The sequence below is a fragment of the Dialister sp. CAG:357 genome (genome assembly GCF_000435155.1).
Lineage (GTDB): Bacteria > Bacillota > Negativicutes > Veillonellales > Dialisteraceae > Dialister > Dialister hominis.
This window is the reverse complement of record NZ_FR896401.1, coordinates 1-23864: the sequence shown is the minus strand read 5'-3', so window position 1 is coordinate 23864 and position 23864 is coordinate 1. Positions and strand designations below refer to the sequence as shown.

At 41.9% G+C, this 23864-nt stretch carries 24 protein-coding genes and 1 tRNA gene; 24 read left to right on the top strand and 1 reads right to left on the bottom strand.

Going from position 1 to position 23864, the window contains the following annotated elements; all coding sequences use genetic code 11:
• The 24 genes from M3200_RS03370 to M3200_RS03255 all read left to right on the top strand — a co-directional run.
• Positions 1-553, top strand: a 553-nt coding sequence (locus tag M3200_RS03370; RefSeq protein WP_288178110.1) for a glutamate ligase domain-containing protein, incomplete at its 5' end; no start/stop codon positions are given.
• Between the two features lie 17 nt (positions 554-570).
• Positions 571-1698, top strand: a complete 1128-nt coding sequence (murG, locus tag M3200_RS03365) for an undecaprenyldiphospho-muramoylpentapeptide beta-N-acetylglucosaminyltransferase (protein WP_022382126.1) — start codon at positions 571-573, stop codon at positions 1696-1698.
• Positions 1695-3101 carry a UDP-N-acetylmuramate--L-alanine ligase gene (gene murC, locus M3200_RS03360; RefSeq protein WP_022382125.1) on the top strand — a complete coding sequence of 469 codons (1407 nt, stop codon included), beginning with the start codon at positions 1695-1697 and terminating at the stop codon, positions 3099-3101. The genes murG and murC overlap by 4 nt, the downstream gene beginning before the upstream one ends.
• The gene (locus tag M3200_RS03355) at positions 3085-4020 is read left to right on the top strand and encodes a D-alanine--D-alanine ligase family protein (protein WP_022382124.1); all 936 of its coding nucleotides are present in this window, start codon (positions 3085-3087) and stop codon (positions 4018-4020) included. The genes murC and M3200_RS03355 overlap by 17 nt, the downstream gene beginning before the upstream one ends.
• A gap of 24 nt (positions 4021-4044) precedes the next feature.
• The gene (locus M3200_RS03350; RefSeq protein ID WP_022382123.1) at positions 4045-4929 is read left to right on the top strand and encodes a cell division protein FtsQ/DivIB; all 885 of its coding nucleotides are present in this window, start codon (positions 4045-4047) and stop codon (positions 4927-4929) included.
• Between the two features lie 147 nt (positions 4930-5076).
• Positions 5077-6111 (top strand): cell division protein FtsZ, encoded by a 1035-nt coding sequence (gene ftsZ / locus M3200_RS03345; RefSeq protein WP_022382122.1) that lies wholly within the window; start codon positions 5077-5079, stop codon positions 6109-6111.
• Between the two features lie 77 nt (positions 6112-6188).
• Entirely contained in the window at positions 6189-6710 is a 522-nt protein-coding gene (gene nrdR, locus M3200_RS03340) for a transcriptional regulator NrdR (RefSeq protein WP_022382121.1), read from the top strand.
• Positions 6697-7266 (top strand): D-sedoheptulose 7-phosphate isomerase, encoded by a 570-nt coding sequence (gmhA, locus tag M3200_RS03335; protein ID WP_022382120.1) that lies wholly within the window; start codon positions 6697-6699, stop codon positions 7264-7266. The genes nrdR and gmhA overlap by 14 nt, the downstream gene beginning before the upstream one ends.
• 14 nt (positions 7267-7280) lie before the next feature.
• On the top strand, positions 7281-7814 hold the full coding sequence (locus M3200_RS03330; protein WP_108850879.1) for a D-glycero-alpha-D-manno-heptose-1,7-bisphosphate 7-phosphatase: 534 nt from the start codon (positions 7281-7283) through the stop codon (positions 7812-7814).
• Complete coding sequence (locus M3200_RS03325) at positions 7795-8775, top strand: glycosyltransferase family 9 protein (protein WP_022382118.1); 981 nt, start codon at positions 7795-7797, stop codon at positions 8773-8775. Before M3200_RS03330 ends, M3200_RS03325 begins: the two co-directional genes overlap by 20 nt.
• A 44-nt stretch (positions 8776-8819) precedes the next feature.
• Entirely contained in the window at positions 8820-9602 is a 783-nt protein-coding gene (locus M3200_RS03320; protein ID WP_108849719.1) for a TrmH family RNA methyltransferase, read from the top strand.
• 93 nt (positions 9603-9695) lie between these two features.
• Positions 9696-10550: a ChbG/HpnK family deacetylase gene (locus M3200_RS03315; RefSeq protein WP_022382116.1), complete on the top strand. Its 855-nt coding sequence runs from the start codon at positions 9696-9698 to the stop codon at positions 10548-10550.
• Positions 10551-10656: 106 nt separating this feature from the next.
• Positions 10657-11112 (top strand): ACT domain-containing protein, encoded by a 456-nt coding sequence (locus tag M3200_RS03310; RefSeq protein WP_022382115.1) that lies wholly within the window; start codon positions 10657-10659, stop codon positions 11110-11112.
• Complete coding sequence (locus M3200_RS03305) at positions 11109-12407, top strand: homoserine dehydrogenase (RefSeq protein WP_022382114.1); 1299 nt, start codon at positions 11109-11111, stop codon at positions 12405-12407. The genes M3200_RS03310 and M3200_RS03305 overlap by 4 nt, the downstream gene beginning before the upstream one ends.
• On the top strand, positions 12394-13317 hold the full coding sequence (thrB, locus tag M3200_RS03300) for a homoserine kinase (RefSeq protein ID WP_022382113.1): 924 nt from the start codon (positions 12394-12396) through the stop codon (positions 13315-13317). The genes M3200_RS03305 and thrB overlap by 14 nt, the downstream gene beginning before the upstream one ends.
• A 48-nt stretch (positions 13318-13365) precedes the next feature.
• A tRNA-Pro gene (locus M3200_RS03295) sits at positions 13366-13442 on the top strand.
• A 50-nt stretch (positions 13443-13492) separates the two neighbouring features.
• Positions 13493-14347 carry a zinc metalloprotease HtpX gene (locus M3200_RS03290; RefSeq protein ID WP_022382112.1) on the top strand — a complete coding sequence of 285 codons (855 nt, stop codon included), beginning with the start codon at positions 13493-13495 and terminating at the stop codon, positions 14345-14347.
• Positions 14348-14373: 26 nt separating this feature from the next.
• A complete protein-coding gene (gene ndk / locus M3200_RS03285; RefSeq protein ID WP_022382111.1) occupies positions 14374-14793 on the top strand; it encodes a nucleoside-diphosphate kinase in 420 nt (139 codons plus the stop codon).
• A 9-nt stretch (positions 14794-14802) separates the two neighbouring features.
• Positions 14803-15306, top strand: coding sequence for a cob(I)yrinic acid a,c-diamide adenosyltransferase (locus M3200_RS03280; RefSeq protein ID WP_022382110.1), 504 nt, complete (start codon positions 14803-14805; stop codon positions 15304-15306).
• Between the two features lie 205 nt (positions 15307-15511).
• The gene (locus M3200_RS03275) at positions 15512-17944 is read left to right on the top strand and encodes a U32 family peptidase (protein ID WP_022382109.1); all 2433 of its coding nucleotides are present in this window, start codon (positions 15512-15514) and stop codon (positions 17942-17944) included.
• Position 17945: 1 nt separating this feature from the next.
• Positions 17946-20309, top strand: a complete 2364-nt coding sequence (locus M3200_RS03270; RefSeq protein WP_022382108.1) for an endonuclease MutS2 — start codon at positions 17946-17948, stop codon at positions 20307-20309.
• 159 nt (positions 20310-20468) lie between these two features.
• Entirely contained in the window at positions 20469-20855 is a 387-nt protein-coding gene (locus tag M3200_RS03265; protein ID WP_022382107.1) for a hypothetical protein, read from the top strand.
• Positions 20856-20876: 21 nt separating this feature from the next.
• Complete coding sequence (locus tag M3200_RS03260) at positions 20877-21710, top strand: DegV family protein (protein WP_022382106.1); 834 nt, start codon at positions 20877-20879, stop codon at positions 21708-21710.
• Positions 21710-23326 carry a DAK2 domain-containing protein gene (locus M3200_RS03255; RefSeq protein ID WP_288178109.1) on the top strand — a complete coding sequence of 539 codons (1617 nt, stop codon included), beginning with the start codon at positions 21710-21712 and terminating at the stop codon, positions 23324-23326. Before M3200_RS03260 ends, M3200_RS03255 begins: the two co-directional genes overlap by 1 nt.
• Before the next feature lie 60 nt (positions 23327-23386).
• Here the strand turns inward: M3200_RS03255 and M3200_RS03250 are convergent, their stop codons facing one another.
• Complete coding sequence (locus M3200_RS03250) at positions 23387-23740, bottom strand: hypothetical protein (RefSeq protein ID WP_022382104.1); 354 nt, start codon at positions 23738-23740, stop codon at positions 23387-23389.
• Between the last annotated feature and the right edge of the window lie 124 nt (positions 23741-23864).

Sequence of the window (23864 nt, the reverse complement as noted above, 5' to 3'; positions counted from 1 at the left end):
GGATAATCTGAAATTGAAGGGCGCCCAGAATATGGAAGACTGCCTGGCTGCCGCATTCCTTGCTAATGAAGGCGGGGTCAGCCCGGAAGTTATAATTTCATCTTTAAAGTCATTTGAACCTCTCCCGAACAGAATAGAATTCGTAAGAACGATCAATGAAGTATCATATTATAACGATTCCAAAGCAACGAATACGGATGCTGCCATTAAAGGCATGGAAGCTTTCTCAAAACCCGTTATACTGATTGCCGGGGGATATGATAAAGGCACAGATCTTACAGAATTCATGGATGTTGTAAAAACACATGTCAAGGAATTAATTCTTTTAGGAGCAGCTGCCGACCGCTTTGAAAAAGCTGCAGCAGAGGCGGGCGTTTCAAAAGCATCTATCCATAGGGCTGATAGCATGGCAGATGCTGTCAAACAGGGACAGAAATTTGCAAAACCTGGTGATATCGTAATACTCTCTCCTGCTTGTTCTTCTTTTGATATGTATCATAATATGGAAGAACGCGGAATGGACTTTAAGCGTATCGTTAATAGTTTAGCTTAAGCATCGGTGAATTCGTAATGAAAAGGATAATTTTATCCGGAGGCGGAACCGGAGGACATATATATCCCGCAATAACAATCGCAAAAGAAATTTCCAGAATTGAAGAGGCGGAGATATTATTCGTAGGAACGCCTAATGGGATGGAATCGAAAATAATACCTAAAGAAGGTTATAAATTTGCTTCAATCCATGCATACGGCCTGAAGAGATCGTTTACGGTTAAAAATATTGCAAACCTTGCAGTAACAGCCAAAAGCGTATTCAGGGCAAAGAAGATCCTGAAGGAATTCAATCCTGACGTAGTCATTGGAACAGGAGGATATGTCTGCGGTCCGATTCTCATGGCGGCTGCGCTCCAGGGGATTCCGACATTGATTCAGGAACAGAATGTTATTCCAGGGATAACCAACAAGATCCTGAGCCGGTTTGTCGATCGTATTGCTTTAGGCTATAAAGAAGCGGCACATCGTTTCCCTGATGCAGGCAAATGCGTCTATACAGGAAATCCGATCCGCAGGGATATTCTTGCTTATAACAGAGCTGATGCAAGAAAAGAGCTGGGGATTTCAGAGGACACATTTATGGTTCTCATAACCGGCGGAAGCCGCGGAGCAAGAAGCATAAATCATGCGATGATTGGCGTGCATAAGCATTTTGGAAAGGGAAATCGTGATATTCTGCTTTACCATGTTACAGGATCCCTTGGATATCAGGATGTTTTGAAAGAACTGGAAAACTCGGATGAGAAATCAAACGATACGGTAAGTCACATTGTTGAGTATGAGTATCAGATGCCGAAAGTGCTGGCGGCTGCTGATTTGATCATCTGCCGCGCCGGAGCTATCAGCCTTGCCGAACTTTCTGCAAGAGAGCTTCCGTCAATTCTGGTGCCGTATCCATACGCTGCTGAAGATCATCAGACATTCAATGCACGGGTGTTTGAGAAAAATGGAGCGGCTTATGTTATTCTGGACAAAGAATTAACGGATGAAGCATTGATTGATAAAATTGAACTTCTTATGGATAATCCCGAAGAGCTTAAAAATATGGCGCAGAAGGTTACCGGTTTGAGGAAGATTCATGCTGGTGAAGATATAGCCCATCTGGCTCTAACTTTGGCGGAACAAAGGAAGACAAAAAAATGAATTTAAATAATTATAAAACTGTTTTTTTCATTGGAATCGGCGGAATGGGAATGCGCGCATTAGCGGCAATTCTGCTGAACAAAGGATTTGCCGTTAAGGGTTCAGATAAGAATAATTCTGATTTCCTGAAAGATATCGCATCCAAAGGGGCAGAAGTTTTCATTGGACATAAAGCTGAACATGTGCATGGGGCTGACTGCGTTATCATTTCAACTGCAATTGCTGAGGATAATCCTGAATTGGTCGAAGCAAAGAGGCTCGGGATCCCGGTGTTCCATAGATCGGATGTACTTGCATCTGTTTTGAGCTGGGGAAAGGCTATTACGGTAGCAGGAGCTCATGGGAAATCGACGACATCCGCCATGATTGGCGAAATATTCTTTGAATCTGGAGAAGATCCCACTATCGTTCTGGGGGCATCAGCAAGCTATATCAATGGCAATTCCTATTTAGGGAAAGGTGATTATGTCATTGCTGAAGCCGATGAAAGCGACGGTTCATTCTTGAAGTTCAATTCTTATGTAACTGTCGTTATGAACATCGAAGATGATCATCTGGACCATTATGGAAGCATTGAAAATATCAGGAAGGCCTTCGTCGAGTTTATAGAAAAAATTCATGATGCTTCAGGAGCAGCTATTCTTTGCAATGACAGCGAAGGCATTCGAGCCGTAATACCATCCATTGACAAGAAAATAATCACATATGGTATCGATGTGAAGTCTGATTACATGGCAGTCAACCGTAAATATGAGAACGGCTATTTCTGCTTTGATGTGATTCATGAAAACGATAACCTGGGTACCATCAAGCTGCAGATTCCCGGAGTTCACAATACAAGAGATGCTTTGGGAGCGGTTGCGACTGCGTTATACTGCGAAATTCCTTTTGACAAGATTGCTGCCGCACTGAGTAATTTCTGCGGAGTCAAGAGAAGATTCGAAACGAAGGCTAAAATTGATGATCTTTGGATCATTGATGACTATGCTCACCATCCCACAGAAATAAAAGCGACTTTAAAGGGTGCAAGAGAAACTGGAAGCCGCAGGATGATCTGCGCTTTTCAGCCGCATAGATATTCAAGGACAAAACTTCTCAAGGACGAATTTGCTGATGCGTTCGTGGATGCGGATGTTATTTTCTTTACGGACATCTACAGTGCCGGTGAAAAGCCTATAGAAGGAATTGATGGAAAGTTGATTCCGGAAATTGTCAAGGCTAAATTCCCTGACAAGGAAGTTTATTACGTAGAAAATGTTAATGATTTGCCGGAAAAGTTATATGATTTCCTCAGGCCTCATGACATGTTTATAACCATGGGAGCTGGTAATATTTATACTGCCGGTGAAAAGTTGATAGAATTGATTAAAGAAAAGGGAATAGCAAGTGATTACAAAAAATAGCAAGATTGTCGTTTTAATGGGCGGTCCGTCTACGGAAGCCGAAATTTCCAAAAAAACAGGTAAAGCTGTAGCCGATGCACTTTTATCATTAGGGTATAACGTAACACCGTGTGAATATATACCGGACCATGTGGTCGAAGATCTGAAAAGACTGTCCGCTGAAGTCGTCTTTATTGCACTCCACGGCAAGTATGGCGAGGATGGAACTATTCAAAGCGTCCTTGAACTTGCTAAAATACCATATACCGGTTCTGGTGTGACCTCCAGTGCCATCACTATGGATAAAATCGTATCAAGCCGCATATTCAAGCAGGCAGGACTTCCCATGTCGAAGTCCCAGGCGTATTATCTGAGCGAAGGTATTGATGCTGTAGAAAAGGAGATCTTGAATGAGTTCTCTTTCCCTGTAGTATTGAAGCCTGCCTGTGAGGGTTCAACGATCGGAATTGAGATTGTAAGAGAAAAAGAAAACCTTCATGAAGCTTTGCAGAGAGTTTTCCAGGTTGAGCCGCGAATCCTGGCTGAATCCTACCTGGCAGGAGATGAATTTACCGTATCTGTACTGGACGGACATGCACTGCCGGTCATACAGATCTGTCCTCACTCCGGTCAGTATGACTTTCATTCAAAATATACAAAGGGCGCAACCGATTATATCGTGCCGGCCAATATCCCTGCTGAACTTTCCGGCTTAATGGGATCCATCGCTGAAAAGGGCTATAAAGTCGCAGAGTGTGCCGGTGTTGTAAGATTTGACTTCAAACTGGATTCAGAAGGGCGGCCTTTTATTCTGGAAGCGAATTCAATACCGGGGATGACAGCAACAAGTCTCGTTCCAAAGGCTGCAGCAGCTGCCGGGATTGATTTCCCTGAACTTTGTGAAAAGATTCTCCTGGAAGCAGGTTTAAACAAAGTTTAAGCATTTTTATGGGTAAACGTGATTATGGATAATTTTAAGAGCTTCAATGATTTTCGCAAAGAACAGCATAGGGAAACAACGCGCAGCAGCTATGCTGATAGTAACGAAAATCATCAGCAGGCAATCTCAACAGAAGAGGAGACCGTAAGCAGTACTATTAATACTGCAAGTTCTCCTAAACCTCGGCGTAGAAGAAAAAGAAGCACTTTAAATTATAAGAAAATTCTTATTTTGACTGCTGCCTTTATATGTGTATTTATTGTAAGCCTTTTCTTCCTTCCGATTTCCCTTGGGAGCATAGTCATCAAAGGATCGAATACGATTACGCTGGATGATGTTTTATTTGAGGCGAAGATAAAGACTCCTGTGAATACCCTGCGGGTAAGCGGCTCAGCGATAGAAGATGCATTATCTCATGACTATAGAGTCGAAAAGGTTAATGTCACACGAGTTTTCCCGCTTACGATCGATGTGGATATAACAGACCGGATCCCCCTGGCTGTTGTGCAGGATGATTATGGATATGCCTTTATTGATAAGACCGGACTTGTTATGGAAACCGTTCAATCCATCCATAAAGTCAGTGTACCGATGATTACAGGAAAGCGTTTCGGAAATCTGCTGATCGGTGATCATGTCAGCGGTGATGAAATAGATAAGGCCATGCAGTTTTTGAATCATTTAAAACCTGAAAGTGTACAAGACTTTTCGGAAATCAATATAGGAAATCCGCAGAACATAATCGCTTACACCAGAGACGGCATAACCGTCCGGCTTGGGAACGGATCGCAGATCGATAAACAGGCCGAGCTTGCGGAAGATATGGTCGGGGATGTGAAGGCCAGAGGTCTCTCTGTCGAATTTGTAGATGCCAATCTTGCATCGCCTTATATTAAATTAAAGAAATAGCTCACATTCTTTTAGTTTCTTTTGGGAATGTTTTCTATAGATGTGGCGAACTTACTTAAATTATTGTACAATGTAAAATATAACTGACGTGAACATAGGTGAACTAGGTCAATACATGACGCAAAATATCCTGGAGGAGGAGTGAACATGGAACAATCTGAAATTGCAAAAATTAAAGTTATTGGTGTTGGCGGCGGCGGAAACAATGCTGTAAACCGTATGATTGATGAACAGGTTAAAGGTGTTGAGTTTATTGCCGTTAATACTGAACTGCAGGTTTTAAATAAATCTGAAGCTGAAACAAAAATTCAGATCGGTGAAAAATTAACAAAAGGTCTGGGCGCTGGTGCAAAACCGGAAATTGGCGAACAGGCAGCTGAGGAATCAAGAGAAGATCTGACCAAAGCATTGACCGGAGCCGATATGGTATTCGTTACAGCCGGAATGGGCGGCGGCACAGGAACCGGTGCTGCTCCTGTAGCTGCGCAGTGTGCAAGAGAATTAGGCGCTCTGACTATTGCAGTTGTAACCAAGCCATTTTCCTTTGAAGGCAAGGTTAGAGCTAAGAATGCTGAAGAAGGCATTGAACGTTTGAAAAACAATGTTGATGCAATCCTCGTCGTTCCTAACGATAAATTGATGGGAATTATTGATAAGAAAACATCAATCAAGAATGCATTCAAAACAGCAGATGATGTTCTTCGTCAGGGAATTCAGGGTATTTCCGATTTGATTACAGTACCTGGAATCATCAACCTGGATTTTGCAGATGTCAGGACCATCATGAGCGATCAGGGTGAAGCATTAATGGGAATCGGCATCGGTACCGGCGATAACAGAGCCAGCGATGCAGCTACCATGGCAATCAACAGCCCGCTTCTTGAACGCAGCATTGATGGAGCAAAAGGCATTATCATCAATATTACAGGCAATGAAGACCTCGGTCTTTTCGAAATTAATGAAGCTTCTCAAATTATTACAGAAGCTGCTGATCCAGATGCTAATATCATTTGGGGAACATCTGTCGATCCGGATCTTGATAACGATACAGTAAAGATTACTGTTATTGCTACCGGCTTCGGCGACAAAAAGAAACCATCACCTAATTCTGTTGGGCCAAGATTCAGTAATTCTGTACGCCCCAACCCGGGTATTGCGGTTCCGGAATTCCTCAGAAAATAAGCTATAACCTGAAAAGCCACACCGCGGTTGCAGTGTGGCTTTTTCTTCCACTTTCTATAATCTAAGGAGAGATAGACATGAGATGCCCTTATTGCAGCAGTGCAGACACCAAGGTAACAGATTCCAGAGATACAGATGATGGTGCATCCATTCGCAGACGCCGCCAGTGTCTTTCCTGCGGAAGACGTTTTACCACCTATGAAACTGTAGAACAAGCGCCTCTTCGCGTTATCAAAAAAGATGGAACACGTGAAGTCTTTAACAGGAATAAGCTGAGAAGCGGGTTGATCAGAGCTTGCGAAAAGAGAAATATCACCTCGGAGCAAATTGAAAATATTGTTGATGTTGTTGAGAGAAAAGTTAGAAGCGATCTTGGCCAGGAAGTTTCTACCGAAATGATTGGCAATATTGTTATGGAAGAATTGCGGAAACTGGATCAGGTTGCTTATGTAAGGTTTGCATCGGTTTATCGTGAGTTTAAGGATATCGGCAGTTTTATGAGCGAACTCGAAGCATTAATGAAGAGTTCGAAGGCGAAATCTGCTGATTCTGATACTGCGAAGACTAAAAAGACAGAGGATAATAATGATACCAAATGATTTGATATTGAAGTGTTTTGAAGAACACGAAAATGTTTTGAATAAAACTAAAATGCTTGCACCGGTTATAGAAGAAGCGGCTGCATTATGCGCGCATACACTTCAGTCTGGGAATAAGATACTTGTCTGCGGTAATGGAGGAAGTGCAGCTGATTCTCAGCATATTGCCGCTGAGTTTGTAGGAAGATATCATAATGAGAGAAAATCACTTCCTGCTATAGCTCTGACGACAGATTCTTCTATTTTAACTGCAGTAGGGAACGATTATGATTTTGACCTTGTTTTTTCCAGACAGGTGAGCGGTTTAGGCGTTTCAGGAGATCTGCTTTGGGCTATATCGACGAGCGGAAACAGCAAAAATGTCAATGAAGCTTTAAAGACAGCCCGCAGCAAGGGACTGAAGACAATCGGATTTACAGGACATGAGGGTGGATTGATGAAATCTTTGTGTGATGTTGCGATTGTTGTTCCCGCTGATGTTACTGCAAGAATACAGGAAATGCATATTTTATGTGCACATATTATTTGTCAGATTATTGATGATATGGAATGGTAAATTCAATGAACACCATTAAGAAAGCGATAATCTTTGACCGAGATGGTGTACTTAATAAGGATAAGGGATATATACATTCCTGGGATGAATTAGAATGGATTGATGGAGCCCGTGAAGCAGTTGCCAGGCTGACAGAGGACGGATGGCTTCTTTTTGTCGCTACAAATCAAAGCGGTGTAGCAAGAGGCTATTATACAGAAAGCGACGTTCAATTGCTTCATGAACAAATGAATTCTTCTTTTCGTGAATTAGGCGGAAATATAACGAAATTCTTTTATTGTCCCCATTTACCAGGTGCACCTGTGAAGAAGTACGATGTTGTCTGTGATTGCAGAAAACCCGCTCCAGGGATGATTATCAGGGCAATAAACGAGTATAATCTTCCCAAGGATCAAGTTTTCCTTTTCGGTGATTCCGATAGGGATATTAAAGCCGCAGAAGCGGCGGGTATTAAGGGATTCCTGTTTGATGGGACAAATCTTAAGGACTTTGTATATCAAAAATTAGCTGGTTTAGGATATAGAGACAATGGCAAGGAAGACATATAAAAACATATTGATTGTTAAAATGAGCTCTTTGGGGGATATCATTCACGCACTTCCTTCTTTGTATGCTCTGAGAAAATCTTTCCCGGAAGCCCGCATAACCTGGGCTGTTCATCCTGCGTTTGCAAAGATTCTTCCTGAACTTCCCTGGATTGATGAAATATTTCTGGTTGATAGAAAAAAGATTAAGGATTTAAAGTATCTTTTATCTGTCAGAAAAGAACTTCACAGCAGGAAGTTTGATCTGGTCATAGATCTTCAAATGATAGCCAAAAGTGCGATTATTGCAGCATTTTCCGGATGCAGCACAAGGATTGGGTATAATGACGCACGTGAAGGCAGCTTCCTAGTAAGCAAACCGATTTCCGGACCTCACAAGCATGGACATATTATTGAACAGCTCCTTGACGTAATGAGATACCTGGGATGTAATTGTGATGAAATCGAATTCCCGATCAGGGATTGCTCAAAGCAGGAAGAGACTGTGAAGGCAAAGTTGGCCCAGCATGGTGTCAATGGGGATTATGTCGTCATTGTCCCGGGGACCCGCGGCGAGGAAAAGAAATGGCCGATAGAATACTGGGGTGAATTAGCAAAAGAATTCTCAGCCCTGGGGATTTATACAGTCATATCTGGTACAAAAAATGAGAAGGATTTATCCGAGAAAATTACCGGTTATTACACATCATCATATATAGTTGATTTTGTTGGTGAGACAGACCTTCTCGAACTGGCTGCACTCGAAAAGATGGCATCGCTGCATATTTCCAGCGATACGGGTCCACTGCATATCGCTAATGCAATGCATACACCGATCATTGCTTTGTTTGGTCCTACGAAAGCCGACAGAAGCGGGCCTTATGGCAATGATAACAGTGTCATCTTGACGGCCGGTGATGGTAAAATGAGTTCAATCGCCGTTTCTACGGTTTACGATAAGGCAAAAGAGATATTGAAGCTCTAACCAGCGGCTGGAGTATTTTTATGTAAGCTTAATTGGTATTCACTATGGAATTAATAACAAGTCAGACTAACAGATGGTTAAAATGCGCGATGCAGCTGAAGCATCGGAAATACAGGGACAAATTTGGATTATTTGTTATGGAGGGAATCCGTAGTGTTTATGATGCCAATGATTTAGGAATTGAAGACTGCATATGCTTTTTTACAGCACGGTATGCAGATGATTCAAATTTAAATCAGTTTTTTGAACGTGCGAAAATTCTCCATTGGAAATTACTGCTTATAGATGATAAATTAATGAAATTAATATCATCTACGGAACACAGTCAGGGAATACTTCTTATAGTAAAAAAGGAAGTGCCTGATCCCGCGCGTTTAAAGAATCCCATGAAAGGCAGATATGTCTTATTAGACAGCATACAGGATCCGGGAAATATCGGTACTATTATCAGGACTGCGGCAGCTGCTGAAGTAAAGGGGATTCTTCTTACGAAAGGCTGTACAGATGCTTACTCAGACAAAGCAGTCAGAAGTTCCATGGGAAGCATTTTAAGAATCCCTGTCTACGAAAATATTTCACTGGAGTTTCTGCAGGATCTGAAGAAATCCGGGATATCATTCATTGGGACTGCATTAAAAAATGCGCTGCCTTATAAAGAGGCAAATGTTCCAGAGGATTGTATTTTTGTATTCGGGAATGAAGGAAATGGAATCAGTCCGGAAATTCTGGCAATGACAGACTTTAATGTATATATACCGATTGCCGGTGTTGAGTCATTAAATGTTGCCATAGCATCTGCAATTATTTTGTTTCATTTCAAAGATTGACAAAATAAAGCTTTGGGAACGTATATTCATGATGTGTTTTAAAAAAGAGAATGTACCGGTTGATGCTGTACATTTTCAGGGTCTGGAGAAGCTATGAAAAAAAGGTTGATTGTTAATGCCGATGATTTCGGAATTCACGAGACTGTGAATAAAGCAGTTTATCGGGGATTTGAATCGGGTATACTGACAAGTACTTCGATTATGGCTGGAGGACGCGCCTTTGATGATGCTGTTGCTATGGCCAAAACAATGGGGGATATAGGGATAGGAATTCATTTGACTCTTGTTGGCGGGCTGGAAACAGTGCTGCCTCAGGCTGAGGTCCCTTCCATAACTTGGGATAATGGCGTGCTTTGCAATAATTATGTTGACTTGATCCTGCGTGATCTGAAGGGATTGATACGCGCAGAGGATGTATATAATGAATGGGATGCCCAGATAAGAAAGATTCTTGATACAGGGCTTTCGGTCACGCATATTGATGGACACCAGCATATGCATATGTGGAATAATTTTTTTCCCATCGCGTTAAGCCTGGCAAAGAAATACAAGATACACTGCATGCGTGTTCCTGATGAAAGTCTCACCTTTGGCCTTTCTTTCAGGCCAAAGAGTTTATTCAGATTTTCTGCTAAAAATGCATTGTCTCTGATGGCAAGGAATCATCGGGACAGTCTGAAGAAAGCAGGAATCAAATCAAATGATCATTTTTTCGGAATGCTTTATGGAGGGCATTTCCACGAGCAGCGGATGTATGATGCTGCCGGGAAGCTTGAAGCAGGTGTTACCGAGTTTATGTGTCATCCCGCTGCAAACTCGCAATTGATGGAATCAACATTCCATTGGGGTTATCATGGTGAGGATGAGTTAAAGGCCTTGCTTTCGCTCCGACTAAAGAACGAGCTCAAAGAAAAGGATGTGGAGTTAATTTCATACAGGGATCTATGATTCATCTTATAATCTCTGAAGTTCCTTTTATTTGTTAAATACCGGGCATATTGAATGCATTTGATGTTGAAGAGCATCATTCAATTATTTAAATCAAGGAGTATTTATGAAGAAAAAGGATCAACAGTTTTATTTAGTAGATCTTAAAATACTTCCTGAAGCCATAAAGAAAACAATCCGGGTAAAAGAAATGCTTCAGGACGGGACTTGCGGATCTATTAATGAAGCCGTGAAAAAAGTGGATATCAGCAGAAGTGCATATTATAAATATAAAGACCATGTTGCCCCTGCATTTGAAACAGAAAAAGATAAGATAGTCGTTCTTTTCCTGGTAATGTCGGATGATTTTGCAGTTTTCAACCGAGTTCTTAGAAGAATTGTCAAGGATCGGAATGAAATTATTTCTCTAAACAGGGGTATCCCTGCAGAGAAGCTCGTTGCGGTTACTATAACAATAAAGACTGAGGAATCTTTATCATACCTTCAATATTTACAGGAGACGATCAAAGAAATGAAAGGAATCCAGTCTCTGATATTTGAGGCAAGAGGAGAATTAACATGAGAGAAATCAATATTGCGTTACTTGGTTTTGGAACTGTAGGCAGCGGTGTTGCTGAGGTAATACGGAGAAATGGCAAGATTATTGAAGATCAGATTGACTGCAAACTTCGTATCACGCATGTTCTGGTAAGAAATACTGAAAAGTACAGAGATCTGGATATCCTGAAGGATGTTGTCGTAACAGATGACTTCAACTGTGTTATAGATGCCGCCCCAGAGATCATTATTGAAGTGATGGGGGGAATTCATCCTGCGAAAGAATACATTTTTGAAGCTCTCAACCATAGGATCAATGTTGTAAGTGCCAATAAGGATCTGGTGGCCCTTTTCGGCCCGGAAATTATGCATACGGCAACCGAGAACAAGGTAAACTTCTCCTGCGAGGCGAGTGTAGCAGGCGGGATACCGATCTTAAAGCCGCTGCATGACTCTTTGGCGGCAAATCAGATAGAAAGCATCATCGGTATCGTAAATGGAACGACGAACTTTATATTGTCAGATATGGATGATTCCGGTGTAAGCTATTCTGATGCGCTGAGGGTTGCACAGAAAAAAGGATATGCCGAAGCTGACCCGACCAATGATGTGTGCGGATATGATGCAGCGCGAAAACTTGCCATTCTTGCATCCATCGGTTTCCGTGCCAATGTCACATTTGACGATGTTCTTGTAGAAGGCATTGAAAAGATTTCACAAAAGGACATCCAGTATGCCAGTGAGATGAATTATACGATAAAGCTTCTTGCTGTTGCTATGAGGCAGGAAAACGGCATAGCTCTCAATGTTTATCCGGCATTTGTTCCTAGAAGCCATCCGCTTGCATCAGTCAAGGGATCTTATAATGCAATTTACGTTACTGGCAATATTGTCGAGGATGTAATGTTTTATGGCAGGGGCGCCGGTTCTCTTCCTACAGCCAGTGCTGTTATGGGAGATGTCATAAGCACAGCAAAGCATATTTTGAATCATTCAACCGGAACAGAAATGATGCTTACTGAAACGAAGCGTATTCCTTTCTATTCTTCGCTTAAACTGAAAAATGCATATTATTTCAGACTTCTTGTAGATGATATGACAGGCGTACTTTCTCAGATTGCTGCTGCTTATGCCGACAACAATATCAGTATCAGAGAAGTTGTCCAGAAGAGCAGGATTGAGGACGCAGCTGAATTGATGATTATTACCGAAGAAACTCCGAGGGAGAATATTATTCATGTTGAAAAGGCGCTTCAGGTACTTCCGTGCATGAGGCAGGTTGCAAATATTATAAGGGTAATGGATGATGGCAAGAGGTAAAACATATATAGTCCGCGTCCCGGCAACAACAGCGAATATAGGAAGCGGATTTGATACACTGGGGATGTCTCTGGGACTTTATAATGTGGTGCAGTTCGTACCTGATGAGAATGTCAAGCTTGAGGATACGATGATTGATGCAGAAGGCGAAGGTGTCGATCAGATTACTACAGGCCTGGATAATATGATTATTAAGGCTATGAATGTTACCGCTTCCAAAGCAGGGCGCACACTTCCTGGCGGCAGTATGTACCTGATCAACAGAATTCCTTTTGCAAGAGGGCTGGGAAGCAGTTCAGCAGCACTTGCCTCCGGGGTTTTCCTTGCGAATCTGCTGATGGGAGAACCTTTCAACAGGAAAGAACTTCTTGACATAACGGCTGAAATGGAAGGCCACCCTGATAATGCAGCTCCTGCAATTTTAGGCGGCTTCTGCATGGCTCTTATAGAGAATGGAAATGTCGTAGCTGAGCGCATCGATATTCCCTCTCAATGGAAGGCAGTCGTCGCTATACCTGATTTTGAGCTGCATACAGAAAAAGCCCGTGCGGTTTTGCCTGCATCTTATGTCAGAAGTGATGTTGTCCATAACATAGGTGCCGTATCATTTTTAATGGCAGCCTTTATGTATAACAAGCCGGAATATCTTAAGTTTGGTCTGGACGATCATGTTCATGTTCCTTATCGTTTAGGTCTTATACCAGGTTCGGAAGAAGTCATAAGAAGCAGTGTAAAAGCTGGTGCTTATGGAGCGACGATAAGCGGATCCGGTCCTACCATTATTGCATTTTCGCCATCGGATAAAGCACATCTTGTTGGTGAAAGCATGGTGAGTACTTTCAAGCATCATGGAATAACATCTTCATATATCGTGCTTGACTTTGACCAGTCCGGGATCAGTGCGGTCTGACTTGACAAAAACGCAGATTCTGTGTATTCTAGTACTTGTAGTATCTGTCGGGACGTAGCTCAGTTTGGTAGAGCGCTACCTTGGGGTGGTAGAGGTCGCATGTTCGAATCATGTCGTTCCGACCATTTTTCTACCTTATTATATTTATTATTTTCAATGAATAGAGGTCTTTCATTTGAACAGAGTCAAATCAGTTATTCTGCTGACACTGCTCAGCGTAATCCTAATGGCAATTGGCGGTGCCTTTGGCGGCAGATCGGGAGCATTTACAATGCTTCTGGTATCTTTTGGCATTAATTTTATTACTTACTGGAACTGTGATAAAATTGCTTTGGCACAGTATGATGCCAAGTATGTATCACCTCAGGATGTTCCTGAATTGTACGATCTGGTTGGAAAGCTTTGCCAAAATGCAAAGATACCTATGCCGAAACTTTATGTAATTCCTACAGATGTCCCTAATGCTTTTGCAACTGGCCGTAATGTAAATCATGCAGCAGTAGCAATAACGGAAGGACTTCTTTCCAGATTAAATAAAGATGAATTGGCCGGAGTAATAAGTCATGAGTTGTCACACATTCGACATCATGATACACTTATAATGACTCTAGCAGCATCTATTGCTTCGGCAATAGGCTATATTGCACAGATGGCACAGTGGTTCGCAATTTTTGGCGGGCGTGATGAGAATGGCGAACGTATGAATCCTGTAGCATTAATTGTTACAATAGTGCTTGCTCCATTGGCAGCAACGCTGATTCAGTTCGCACTTTCCCGTTCCAGAGAATATATGGCTGATGCATCAGGCGCTGAAATTTCAGGGAAGCCGCTTGCACTTGCCAGTGCTCTCGAAAAACTGGATAATTATGCCCATCATGTAGTTATGCCCGGTGCTAAGCCGGCTACTAGTGGCTTGTTTATCATTAACCCTCTTTCTGCGGTTGGTGGTATTGAAAATTTATTTTCTACGCATCCATCTACGGCGGATCGTGTGAAAAGACTGCGTGAAATCGCAGCAAGAATGCATTAAGACAATTATTTTTAAGGAGGCGTTTTATGTCAGCTATTGAAAAAACTCTTGTTCTTGTAAAACCGGATGGTGTTAAAAAACATATTTGTGGTGAAGTCATCTCCCGTTTTGAAAGAAAAGGCCTGGAAGTTGAAGCTATTAAAATGATTCAGGTTCCGGAAGAATTGGCAAAGAAACATTATGCAGAACATGAAGGAAAAGGATTCTTCAAGGATCTTATCGCTTTCATCACTTCTGGTCCTGTACTCGCTATGGTTATCAAAGGTGAAAACGCAGTTGCTGCTGTCCGCCAAATCAACGGCGCTACCGATCCGCTGAAAGCTGTACCAGGCTCCATCCGTGGTGATTTCGCAACTTCTATTGATGAAAATGTCGTTCATGCATCTGATGCTCCAGAAACAGCAGAAAGAGAAATCGGTCTTTGGTTCCCTGAATTAAAGAAATAAGGTGATCTTATGTCGAAAGTATACACGCGTACAGGAGATAGAGGTAAAACAAGTCTTTATACCGGAGAGCGTGTTTCTAAAGATAGTTTACGCGTTGAAGCCTATGGCTCGGTAGATGAGGCAGACTCCGTTCTTGGGCAGGCAAGGGCTTTTGCAGTTCATGAAAATGTAAAATCTACAATTTATAAGCTGCAAAAAGATCTTTGGATGCTCATGGCTGATGTTGCCAGTGTAGGTAATGAACCTAATATCAAGCCAGAGGACGTAACTGAGTTGGAACGTCTGATTGACAGTTACACAGAATCATTACAGCCGTTGGATCATTTCCTCGTTCCAGGCGAAACAAAGAGTGAAAGTTTCCTGAACGCAGCAAGAAGTGTTGTCAGACGAGCTGAAAGGGCAATGTGGAGACTTAATGAATCAGAACCTGTAAATGAAGTGGACATACGTTATCTTAATCGACTTTCAGATCTTTGCTTTACTTTGGGAAGATACGAATCTGAAGTAAAGTAATCTTAAACAGAATTGATTTTGTGTGGAGGAGATATTCATATTATTGAATATCTCCTCTTACTATTTTATAATCGTATCTGAGATTGAATATTATCTATTGCCCATTAATATTGCCCATTAATATGGAATGAATTTAAATGCCGGAATACAATTTTGAGTACGGTTTCTGCTTAGTACTCAGCTTTATGGAGGAATTAGGATAATCATGGAATTATTAGCACCTGCTGGCTCACCAGAACATTTAATAGCTGCCTTGGATGGAGGCGCTGATGCGGTTTATCTTGGAGGAAAGAGTTTTAGTGCGCGTAAATTTGCAGGTAATTTCTCTCCTGAAGAAATGCAGGATGCCGTTCGTCTGGCTCATACCAGAGGAGTGGCTGTCTATGTCACTCTGAATACACTGATCGGTGATATTGAAATGGAGTCATTGAAAGAATATCTGGTATTCCTTAGCTCCATTAATATTGATGGCTTGTTAATACAGGATCTCGGCTGTATTGATCTTATAAAGGAGCTGGCGCCTAATATTCCGCTTCATGCCAGCACGCAGATGACGGTTTCCAATTTGGCCGGTGTAAAGTTTCTTGAATCTTTAGGCTTCAAGCGCGTCGTTTTATCGCGTGAATTGTCACTTACGGAAATCAGGAATATTGTTTCTTCCTGCAGTGTCGAGATTGAAGTGTTTATTCATGGTGCGCTCTGCGTCTGCTATTCCGGACAGTGCCTGATGAGCAGCTTTAGCGGCGGACGGAGCGGAAACAGGGGAGCCTGTGCCCAGCCGTGCAGAAAACCTTATGACCTTGTTGATCTTTCCGGACAGACCATCAACAAGGAAAAGGGCAGGTATATATTGAGCCTGAAAGATTTGATTGGCCTGGATTCCGTTCCTCAGCTGCTGGATGCAGGGGTTAAGTCTTTGAAGATCGAAGGACGCATGAAAAGTCCGAAATATGTGTATAACACAGTCTCTGCGTACAGAAAAGCAATTGATGCGGCTGAGGAAGGTGCTGTATTTAAAGATCACGGCAAAGAAGTCATCCGTCTTAAATCAGAGTTTAACCGCGGATATACGACTGGTTATCTGGATGATGATATCAGCGCTGACATGGTAACAGAATTTGCACCGGGAAATCGTGGCATTGAAGCCGGAGTCGTAAGGAATATCCATCATGATGAATTTGAGTTTGCATCTGCAGCTGATATAAGAAGACAATCTGCTACCGGCATTACATTTATTTCGAATAAAAGAACAATTGAATTTGTTCCGATGAAAAATGTATACAGAAAAGGCCGCGGGATCTATCAGGTCAAAACAAAGATAAGACCCATGACGAAGGGGCAGGTCTTTTGGATTTTGGATCCGGGAAAAAATACCTACACATTAAAGGATATGGATCAAAAGATATTAATAGATGCTTCTTTGTCTGCCAAGCCGGACAGAAATGTGGAATTAATTATTCGTGATCAGGACGGCAATGTTGCCAAAATTACGTCCTCTTATATTGCCCAAACCGCAATGCATGGTGCTACACAGGACAGCATCGTCCGGGAACAGTTATCCAGGCTCGGAAATACGGTGTTCGAATTAAATGACCTGGAAGTCAGCAATGAGGGATGTCTGCTGCCTAAAAGTGTCTTGAACCATTTGAGACAGGACGCAATTCTTGAATTGCAGGATATCAGGGTAAAAAGGCATGAAGAGAATATAAAGACCGGTGAAGAAAACTGGACCGGTGCAAATATTTCACAAACCCTGGATGAAAAGAAGGATGCCCGGATCTGGGTAAGAACAAATTCCCTGCGGCATATAAAGGAAGCTGTTTCGCAGGGAATAAAAGGCTTTATTTTCGGCGGCGATTCCTTTGATCATGTACCAGTGAAGATGGATGATTATATGAAGGCTGCTGAATTCTGCAGGAATAATGATGCTGAGATTATTTTTGCTACACCGAGAGTTGTCAGAGATAAATACGAAAAGCAGGCTTCCCGGAGATTTCTAAAAATATTGGAAAATGTAAGGCCGGATGGAATTCTGGTTGAATTCTTGGGAGCCCTTGAATGGCTTAAGGATTTACATGACGGGATACCGGTATATGCCGGATCTTCATTGAATATATTTAACAGCGAAGCAGCAGATACATTGACACGATGGGGATTCAGCGGCGTATTGCTGTCCCAGGAACTGACGATACCCCAGATCAGAGGAATCAGAAGGGAAAGCAGGATACCTTTAGCCGTCTATGCGTATGGACGCACAGAATTAATGGTGTCAGAATATTGTGTGATCAACTCAGTTTGCGGAGATATCGATAAATCCCATTGTCCGGGATATTGCCAGCAGAAACGCTACTTTCTTAAGGACGATACGGGAAGGCTATTCCCCGTGAGAACTGATGAATGGTGCCATATGGATATCCAGAATTCAAGTGTTTTGGATATGAGACCGTATATTTCACAGCTTGCAGAGAGCGGAATTAACGCATTATGTCTGGATTTCAGGGGCATTGATGAATCTGTAAGCGATGTGTGCAGTGATTATGTGCAAATACTGAATGGCAATAAAATGCCGCCAGATCCTTCAGAGAGAGGAAACAGCCGTAAGATAAGCCGTGGTCACTTTTTCAAAGGAGTGTTGTAAATTGGAGCAGGATGTATTAAACATCTTAGATTTTGATCAGATACGCAGCAAATTAGTAGAACTAGCCCCATCAACCATGGCTAAAATAATGGCATCCGAATTAACGCCGTCATCAATGCCCGAAATTATCGATCAAAAACTTACGGAAACGGAAGAGGCAGTCATACTGCTTCAAAGAGAAGTGTCTTCTCCATTGGGAGAAACACATGATATAAGAAAGATCATAGAGAAAGCACAAAAAGATATTATCCTGCTTTCTAATGAATTCATCGATTTGAACTCATCCCTTCTGACGTATAAGAGCATGAATTTGTACTTCGCAGGGGAAAGACATTTGAGGTATCCGGTCTTAGAGGAAATCTCACGGCTCATTGAGCCATTGGATCGTCTTACTGACCGCATTGGAAGGGTGTTTGATGAGCATGGGGAAGTGAAGGACTCGGCTTCTCCAAGACTGTCCCAGATACGTTCCCAAAAGGATCGTATTAAGTCAAGAATCAGGCACTTCTTCCAGCAGATTCTTGTAAATAAAGATTATTCCACTTACTTCCAGGATTCTATTATTACACAAAGAGACGGCAGATATGTTGTCCCCGTAAAGGAAGAATACCGGTATAAATTTAAAGGGATTGTTCATGACAGGTCCTCAACCGGACAAACTCTTTTTATGGAACCGATGGAATCGATCCAGTTAAATAATGATCTTGCAGAACTTTCTGTGGAAGAGTCTCAGGAAATTCAGACGATTCTGAAGAATCTGACCGATAATGTAAAAAAGAATGTAAATGTTATCAGCAAGGATTTCAAAGTTGTTTCTGAACTGGAATTTATCCTGACACGAGCTAAACTAGCATTGAATATGAAGGGCGTAAGGGCGGTATACTCACCGAAGGGAATACTGGACTTAAAAAATGCACGTCATCCCTTGATTCCTGAAAAGTCAGTTGTACCGGTTTCTCTGACACTTGGAAAGGATTTCAACATACTTATTATTACCGGATCCAATGCCGGCGGCAAAACTATCGCGATGAAAACTGCCGGACTGCTTTCCGTCATGAACCAATGCGGCCTTTTCATACCAGCCGATGAGGGTTCAACGCTTCCCGTATACAAGCATATTTATGCCATCATAGGTGATGATCAGAGCATTCAGTATAACTTATCAACCTTTTCAAGTTATGTAACGCAGCTTTCAGATATTTTGAAGAATGTCAATTCGGATGATTTAGTCCTTTTGGATGAATTGGGATCCGGGACTGATCCGATTGAAGGCGCATCTTTGGCACAGTCGATTACTGAATTCTTAAATGACAGGAATGTATCGTCTCTTATTACATCTCATTTTAATGAAATGAAAAAATTGGCATATGAGACAGAGGGATTGGAAAATGCTTTTGTTGAGTTTGATGAAATCACTCTTGTGCCTACCTACCATCTGGTAATAGGGATGGCGGGGAGCAGCAATGCTTTCAATATCTGCAAAAGATTGGAGATTCCTGATGGGATTATAGAAAGAGCTGAAGATTTAAAGAAAATGTCACCTTTAAATAACATGGAAGAGGTAATGGCCAAGCTTAATGCCCAAAGCAGGGAATTATCAAAAGAGCGTACCAATCTTCAGAATCAAATGAAAGAAATCGGGAGTTTGAAAGACAAGCTCTTAGAGGAAAGCGATAAATTCAATGCCAAACGTGAAAGCATATTGGCTAAAACAAGGGAAGAATCCGAGAACATCAAACGAAATCTCAGGATTCAGTCTGAAATCATTATTAAAGATTTGAAAAAGAATGCTGCAGAAATCGAGAGAGGAAACGTTAATAATATCGCTTCTTCAGCAAGAAATAAAATAGATGGGCTGAAAATGCCTAAGAATCATCAGAAGAGAGAGCCGATTGACCCCAAGACATTAAAGGTCGGGCAGCGTGTCTTTATAGATACGCTCGATAGCGATGGTGTAATAAAGAATATTTCGGGCAGCCAGATCAGTGTACAATGCGGGATGTTGAAGGTCAGCGTATCAGCGTCTCATTGCTTTAAACCGCTCACGAAAGAGAACAATGCTCCCAAATCCGGTATTGAAGCCAGGCATATACGCAGGCAGCACCAGACATCTTCTGTTAATACAGTTCACACATCCCTGAATGTAATAGGAAAGACAGTCAGTGAAGCAATTCCGGAAGTGGACCGCTTCCTTAATGACTGCTTTATGGCAGGCGTATCTTTTGCTCACATTATTCATGGTAAAGGGACCGGAAGTTTGCGAAGGGGTATACATGATCATTTAAGGACACTGAATTTCATCAAGGAATTCCATGAAGCAGATGCTAAAAATGGCGGTGCCGGTGCTACAGATGTCTATTTTTAATTGACTGGCATTCCCGGATGACAGGGCCTCTGAGCCGGATAATTCAGATTCTTACGAAAATGAACAGTAATGCGCATTCATACAAAAACTTGACCAAAAGTGTTTCGGGCGATATATTTAAATTGTGATAGTTTAATATAATTTCATTTAGGAGATACCATGTTCAATTTACCAGAAAAATATACAGAGATAGATGGATTCAGAATACCAAGTGATAAGGCTGAAGAATATAAACGTATCAAAGCAAGAATGATTCGTGAGGCTGAAACCTTTTTCCATACTTTTTGTGAAGAAGTGAAGAAAGAAAAACTGGTAGATCTTTTAGGAGAAGGTATTGTCGGCTATTCTTCTACTGGTGAAATGCTTGCCAGGATTTCATTAGATCCCTTTGAACTGTCTGCCATGAATGTTGCTCTCCAGAGAAAAAAGATTAGAGAATACATGCTGGCTACGAATGGCTACGATGATGATGATTATCAGCAGCTTCTTAAGGAGTTCGAGGAAAGAAGAGCAGAGAAGAAGGCCCAAAAAGATAAGAATAAATAGTAATAGGAAGGACCGTGCCATATGATACATTTTTTGTTAGACAGCACCTCTGCCATTCCTGAAAGTTATCTAGAACAACATGAAAACGTACATGTCGTTCCCCTGACTATTTCTATCAATCAGGAATATATACCTGAAAGCGATGTAACAATAGAAAAGGTCATTGAATGTTCAGAACGTGACAAGAAAACCGTACCGACAAGTCAGCCGAGCACCGGTGATTTTCTTCAGGCTTTTTCAAATGTACCGGAAGAAGATCCTGTCATCGTCCTGTGCTTAACGTCTGCAGTAAGCGGAACCTATAATGGGGCTGTTTTAGCTGCCAGACAGTCCGGACGCAAAAATATCTGCGTGCTTGACTCCAGGACGACTGCCATTGGAATGCTCCAGCTTCTTAAGGATGGCATAGAACTCGCACAGAGCAATCTGGCTTTTGATGAAGTATGCAAGAAGCTTTTTGATTTGACATTCCACATGCGGACTGAATTTACAGTAGATACTTTAGATTATTTATACAGAGGCGGGCGTATTGGCAAGGCAGCAAGCCTTATAGGCGGTATCCTGAAGATTCGTCCTGTTATCTATTTGAATCCAAATAACGAAGTGGATGTTTTAGCTAAGGTTCGTACTGAGAAAAAAGCGATTGCATCCATGGTGAAGTATTTGGAAGAAAATTCCCCTTGCAAGAGAATCGGAGTTGTACATATTGAAAACGAGGAGGGGGGAAAATCCCTGCAGGCTAAACTGCAAGAGTTATATCCCGAAAATGAGGTAACTCTTACGACCGGGACGCCGGTTCTGGCGTCGTATCTTGGGCCTGGGCTGCTGGGTATTATTTTTGAAAGTGCCAAATAATGGGGGCCAAAGTTATGTATACTACAATTGATAGTGTTTATTTTAAAAATATGTTGATAGGTGCATATCAGTTGTTCCAGCAAAAATATGAAATTCTGAATCAGCTGAATGTATTTCCTGTACCAGATGGAGATACGGGAAATAACATGCTTAATACACTTAAGTCCATGTACAGCATGATTGCTGACGTGGATCCAAGTGAACCAATCGGCATCATGGCGGAAAAAGCGTCTGCCGGCGCTATTATGGGCGCAAGAGGAAATTCCGGCGTTATCCTGTCCCAGATTATTCATGGAATCAGCAGGGGACTGCATGGCAAGACAACTGCGTCCTGCGGGCAGATGAGCAAGGCATTCCAGTATGGAATACTTTATGCATACAGATCTGTCACAAAACCGGTTGAGGGTACAATCCTTTCTGTAGCCAGAGGAATTGCCAAGGGTACAAGGGAAGTCATCCGTACAGAAACTGATTTCAGCAAGATTCTGGAAGCTTCCATCACCTGCGGGAATGAAGCCCTGGCCAAGACACCTGAACAGCTTCAGATACTGAAGGATGCAAATGTTGTCGATGCAGGCGGACAGGGACTGATATTCTTCTTGATGGGATGCCTTAATGGATTGACAGGAAAAGTAGAGAAAATTGATATTGAAGTAAAACCTGTCATCAGCAGACTGGAAGCCAAGGGTGAGCAGTTCTCCATTGAATATCCATACTGCACGGAGTTTATCATCAGTCCATGCAAACTGCCGGCTAAAGAGGTCAGAAAGAGACTGGAAGCCTGGGGCGAGTCTATGATTGTGGCTGAGGGCGATAATCTTATTAAAGTCCATATTCATGCACAGCGTCCGGGCCATGTACTTGATATGGCTGCTGACTGGGGAACGCTGCATGATATCAAATGCGACAATATGATAGACCAGTTCCATAAGAATAAGGATAAACAGAAAGTCATTGCTAAAAAGAAGCTGGGCGTCCTTGCTGTTGTCAGCGGAAACGGCTGGAAAGAACTGTATGAGAAGCTGCATTGCGATGTCATCTCCGGCGGGCAGTCGATGAACCCATCCGTTCAGGAAATCAGCCTGGGAATTGAAAATGGCCATTACGAAAAATATATTGTTCTTCCAAACAATAAAAATATCATTTTGGCAGCCCAGCAGCTCCAGAAAATGCTCGGCGATAAGGTGAATATAATTCCGTCCACCAATCCTATGGAAGGGCTTGCAGCTGCCATGGAATTTTCTGAAGATGCATCTGTCGAAGAAAATATGGAAAACATGTCGGACAGGATGAAGGAAATCCACAGCGCATCGATAACCACTGCGGTAAGAGACAGTGTTGTTGGAAAAACAGTCATCCATAAAGATGATTACATGGGACTTGTTAAGGATCACGAAGTAGTGGCAACCAATGATCTTCACGACTGCCTCGAGAAGACAATTGGAAATATCACGACTGAGAATACGGAAATTATAACGGTCTATTATGGGGATGAATTGACGGAAGAGCGCTGCAATAAGGAAATAGAGCTTGTCCAGAAAGACTATCCGGATTTGACCTTTGAAATTTATAATGGCGGTCAGCCGCTTTATCCGATGCTCTTATCTGCGGAATAAATAGAAAACGGATCTCAGAAAAATCTGAGATCCGTTTTTTTTATTATAGATGGCAGTTGTTTAACGTTCTTTGGTTTCAGCACCTTCTGCCGGGCTTGGGTAGAAGAACATTACACGGTCAGGCTGGAAATATCTGCTCGTTAATTTCTTGACAAGAATCGGAGTAATGGTCTGCTCAAAAGAAACGACATCAATAGGACTGATAATCGTATCTTCTACTAATACAATTATTGCAGGAGAAACCTCCGGAGCATTATCCGGAACCAAATCCCTGTCTAATGGGATATTGAATACAATCCTGACTGTTGCGATGTACTGATTTTTATAGTCAAAAATCGTACCCCTGAATGTATTTTCCCAAAGTGTTTTCATCAGGTCTATGGTATATTTATCCTGATTTAATTCTTCTGACATAATCATCACTCCTATCTTTTTAATCCTTTATAATAATACAACACCATAATATTAATGCAAGTACTTCGAGTCTTGTATTTAAGAATTATGTGGGGTGTGTCAAGAGTTTTGTGTAAATCGATTC

What these genes read in the sequence shown, in the direction of transcription:
- murG (WP_022382126.1), top strand. Translation starts at nt 571, where the DNA reads ATGAAAAGGATAATTTTATCCGGAGGCGGAACCGGAGGACATATATAT.
- M3200_RS03315 (WP_022382116.1), top strand. Translation starts at nt 9,696, where the DNA reads ATGAAAAAAAGGTTGATTGTTAATGCCGATGATTTCGGAATTCACGAG.
- thrB (WP_022382113.1), top strand. Translation starts at nt 12,394, where the DNA reads ATGGCAAGAGGTAAAACATATATAGTCCGCGTCCCGGCAACAACAGCG.
- ndk (WP_022382111.1), top strand. Translation starts at nt 14,374, where the DNA reads ATGTCAGCTATTGAAAAAACTCTTGTTCTTGTAAAACCGGATGGTGTT.
- M3200_RS03275 (WP_022382109.1), top strand. Translation starts at nt 15,512, where the DNA reads ATGGAATTATTAGCACCTGCTGGCTCACCAGAACATTTAATAGCTGCC.
- M3200_RS03280 (WP_022382110.1), top strand. Translation starts at nt 14,803, where the DNA reads ATGTCGAAAGTATACACGCGTACAGGAGATAGAGGTAAAACAAGTCTT.
- M3200_RS03265 (WP_022382107.1), top strand. Translation starts at nt 20,469, where the DNA reads ATGTTCAATTTACCAGAAAAATATACAGAGATAGATGGATTCAGAATA.
- murC (WP_022382125.1), top strand. Translation starts at nt 1,695, where the DNA reads ATGAATTTAAATAATTATAAAACTGTTTTTTTCATTGGAATCGGCGGA.
- M3200_RS03310 (WP_022382115.1), top strand. Translation starts at nt 10,657, where the DNA reads ATGAAGAAAAAGGATCAACAGTTTTATTTAGTAGATCTTAAAATACTT.
- M3200_RS03305 (WP_022382114.1), top strand. Translation starts at nt 11,109, where the DNA reads ATGAGAGAAATCAATATTGCGTTACTTGGTTTTGGAACTGTAGGCAGC.
- nrdR (WP_022382121.1), top strand. Translation starts at nt 6,189, where the DNA reads ATGAGATGCCCTTATTGCAGCAGTGCAGACACCAAGGTAACAGATTCC.
- M3200_RS03350 (WP_022382123.1), top strand. Translation starts at nt 4,045, where the DNA reads ATGGATAATTTTAAGAGCTTCAATGATTTTCGCAAAGAACAGCATAGG.
- M3200_RS03250 (WP_022382104.1), bottom strand. Translation starts at nt 23,740, where the DNA reads ATGTCAGAAGAATTAAATCAGGATAAATATACCATAGACCTGATGAAA.
- M3200_RS03255 (WP_288178109.1), top strand. Translation starts at nt 21,710, where the DNA reads ATGGGGGCCAAAGTTATGTATACTACAATTGATAGTGTTTATTTTAAA.
- ftsZ (WP_022382122.1), top strand. Translation starts at nt 5,077, where the DNA reads ATGGAACAATCTGAAATTGCAAAAATTAAAGTTATTGGTGTTGGCGGC.
- gmhA (WP_022382120.1), top strand. Translation starts at nt 6,697, where the DNA reads ATGATACCAAATGATTTGATATTGAAGTGTTTTGAAGAACACGAAAAT.
- M3200_RS03325 (WP_022382118.1), top strand. Translation starts at nt 7,795, where the DNA reads ATGGCAAGGAAGACATATAAAAACATATTGATTGTTAAAATGAGCTCT.
- M3200_RS03260 (WP_022382106.1), top strand. Translation starts at nt 20,877, where the DNA reads ATGATACATTTTTTGTTAGACAGCACCTCTGCCATTCCTGAAAGTTAT.
- M3200_RS03320 (WP_108849719.1), top strand. Translation starts at nt 8,820, where the DNA reads ATGGAATTAATAACAAGTCAGACTAACAGATGGTTAAAATGCGCGATG.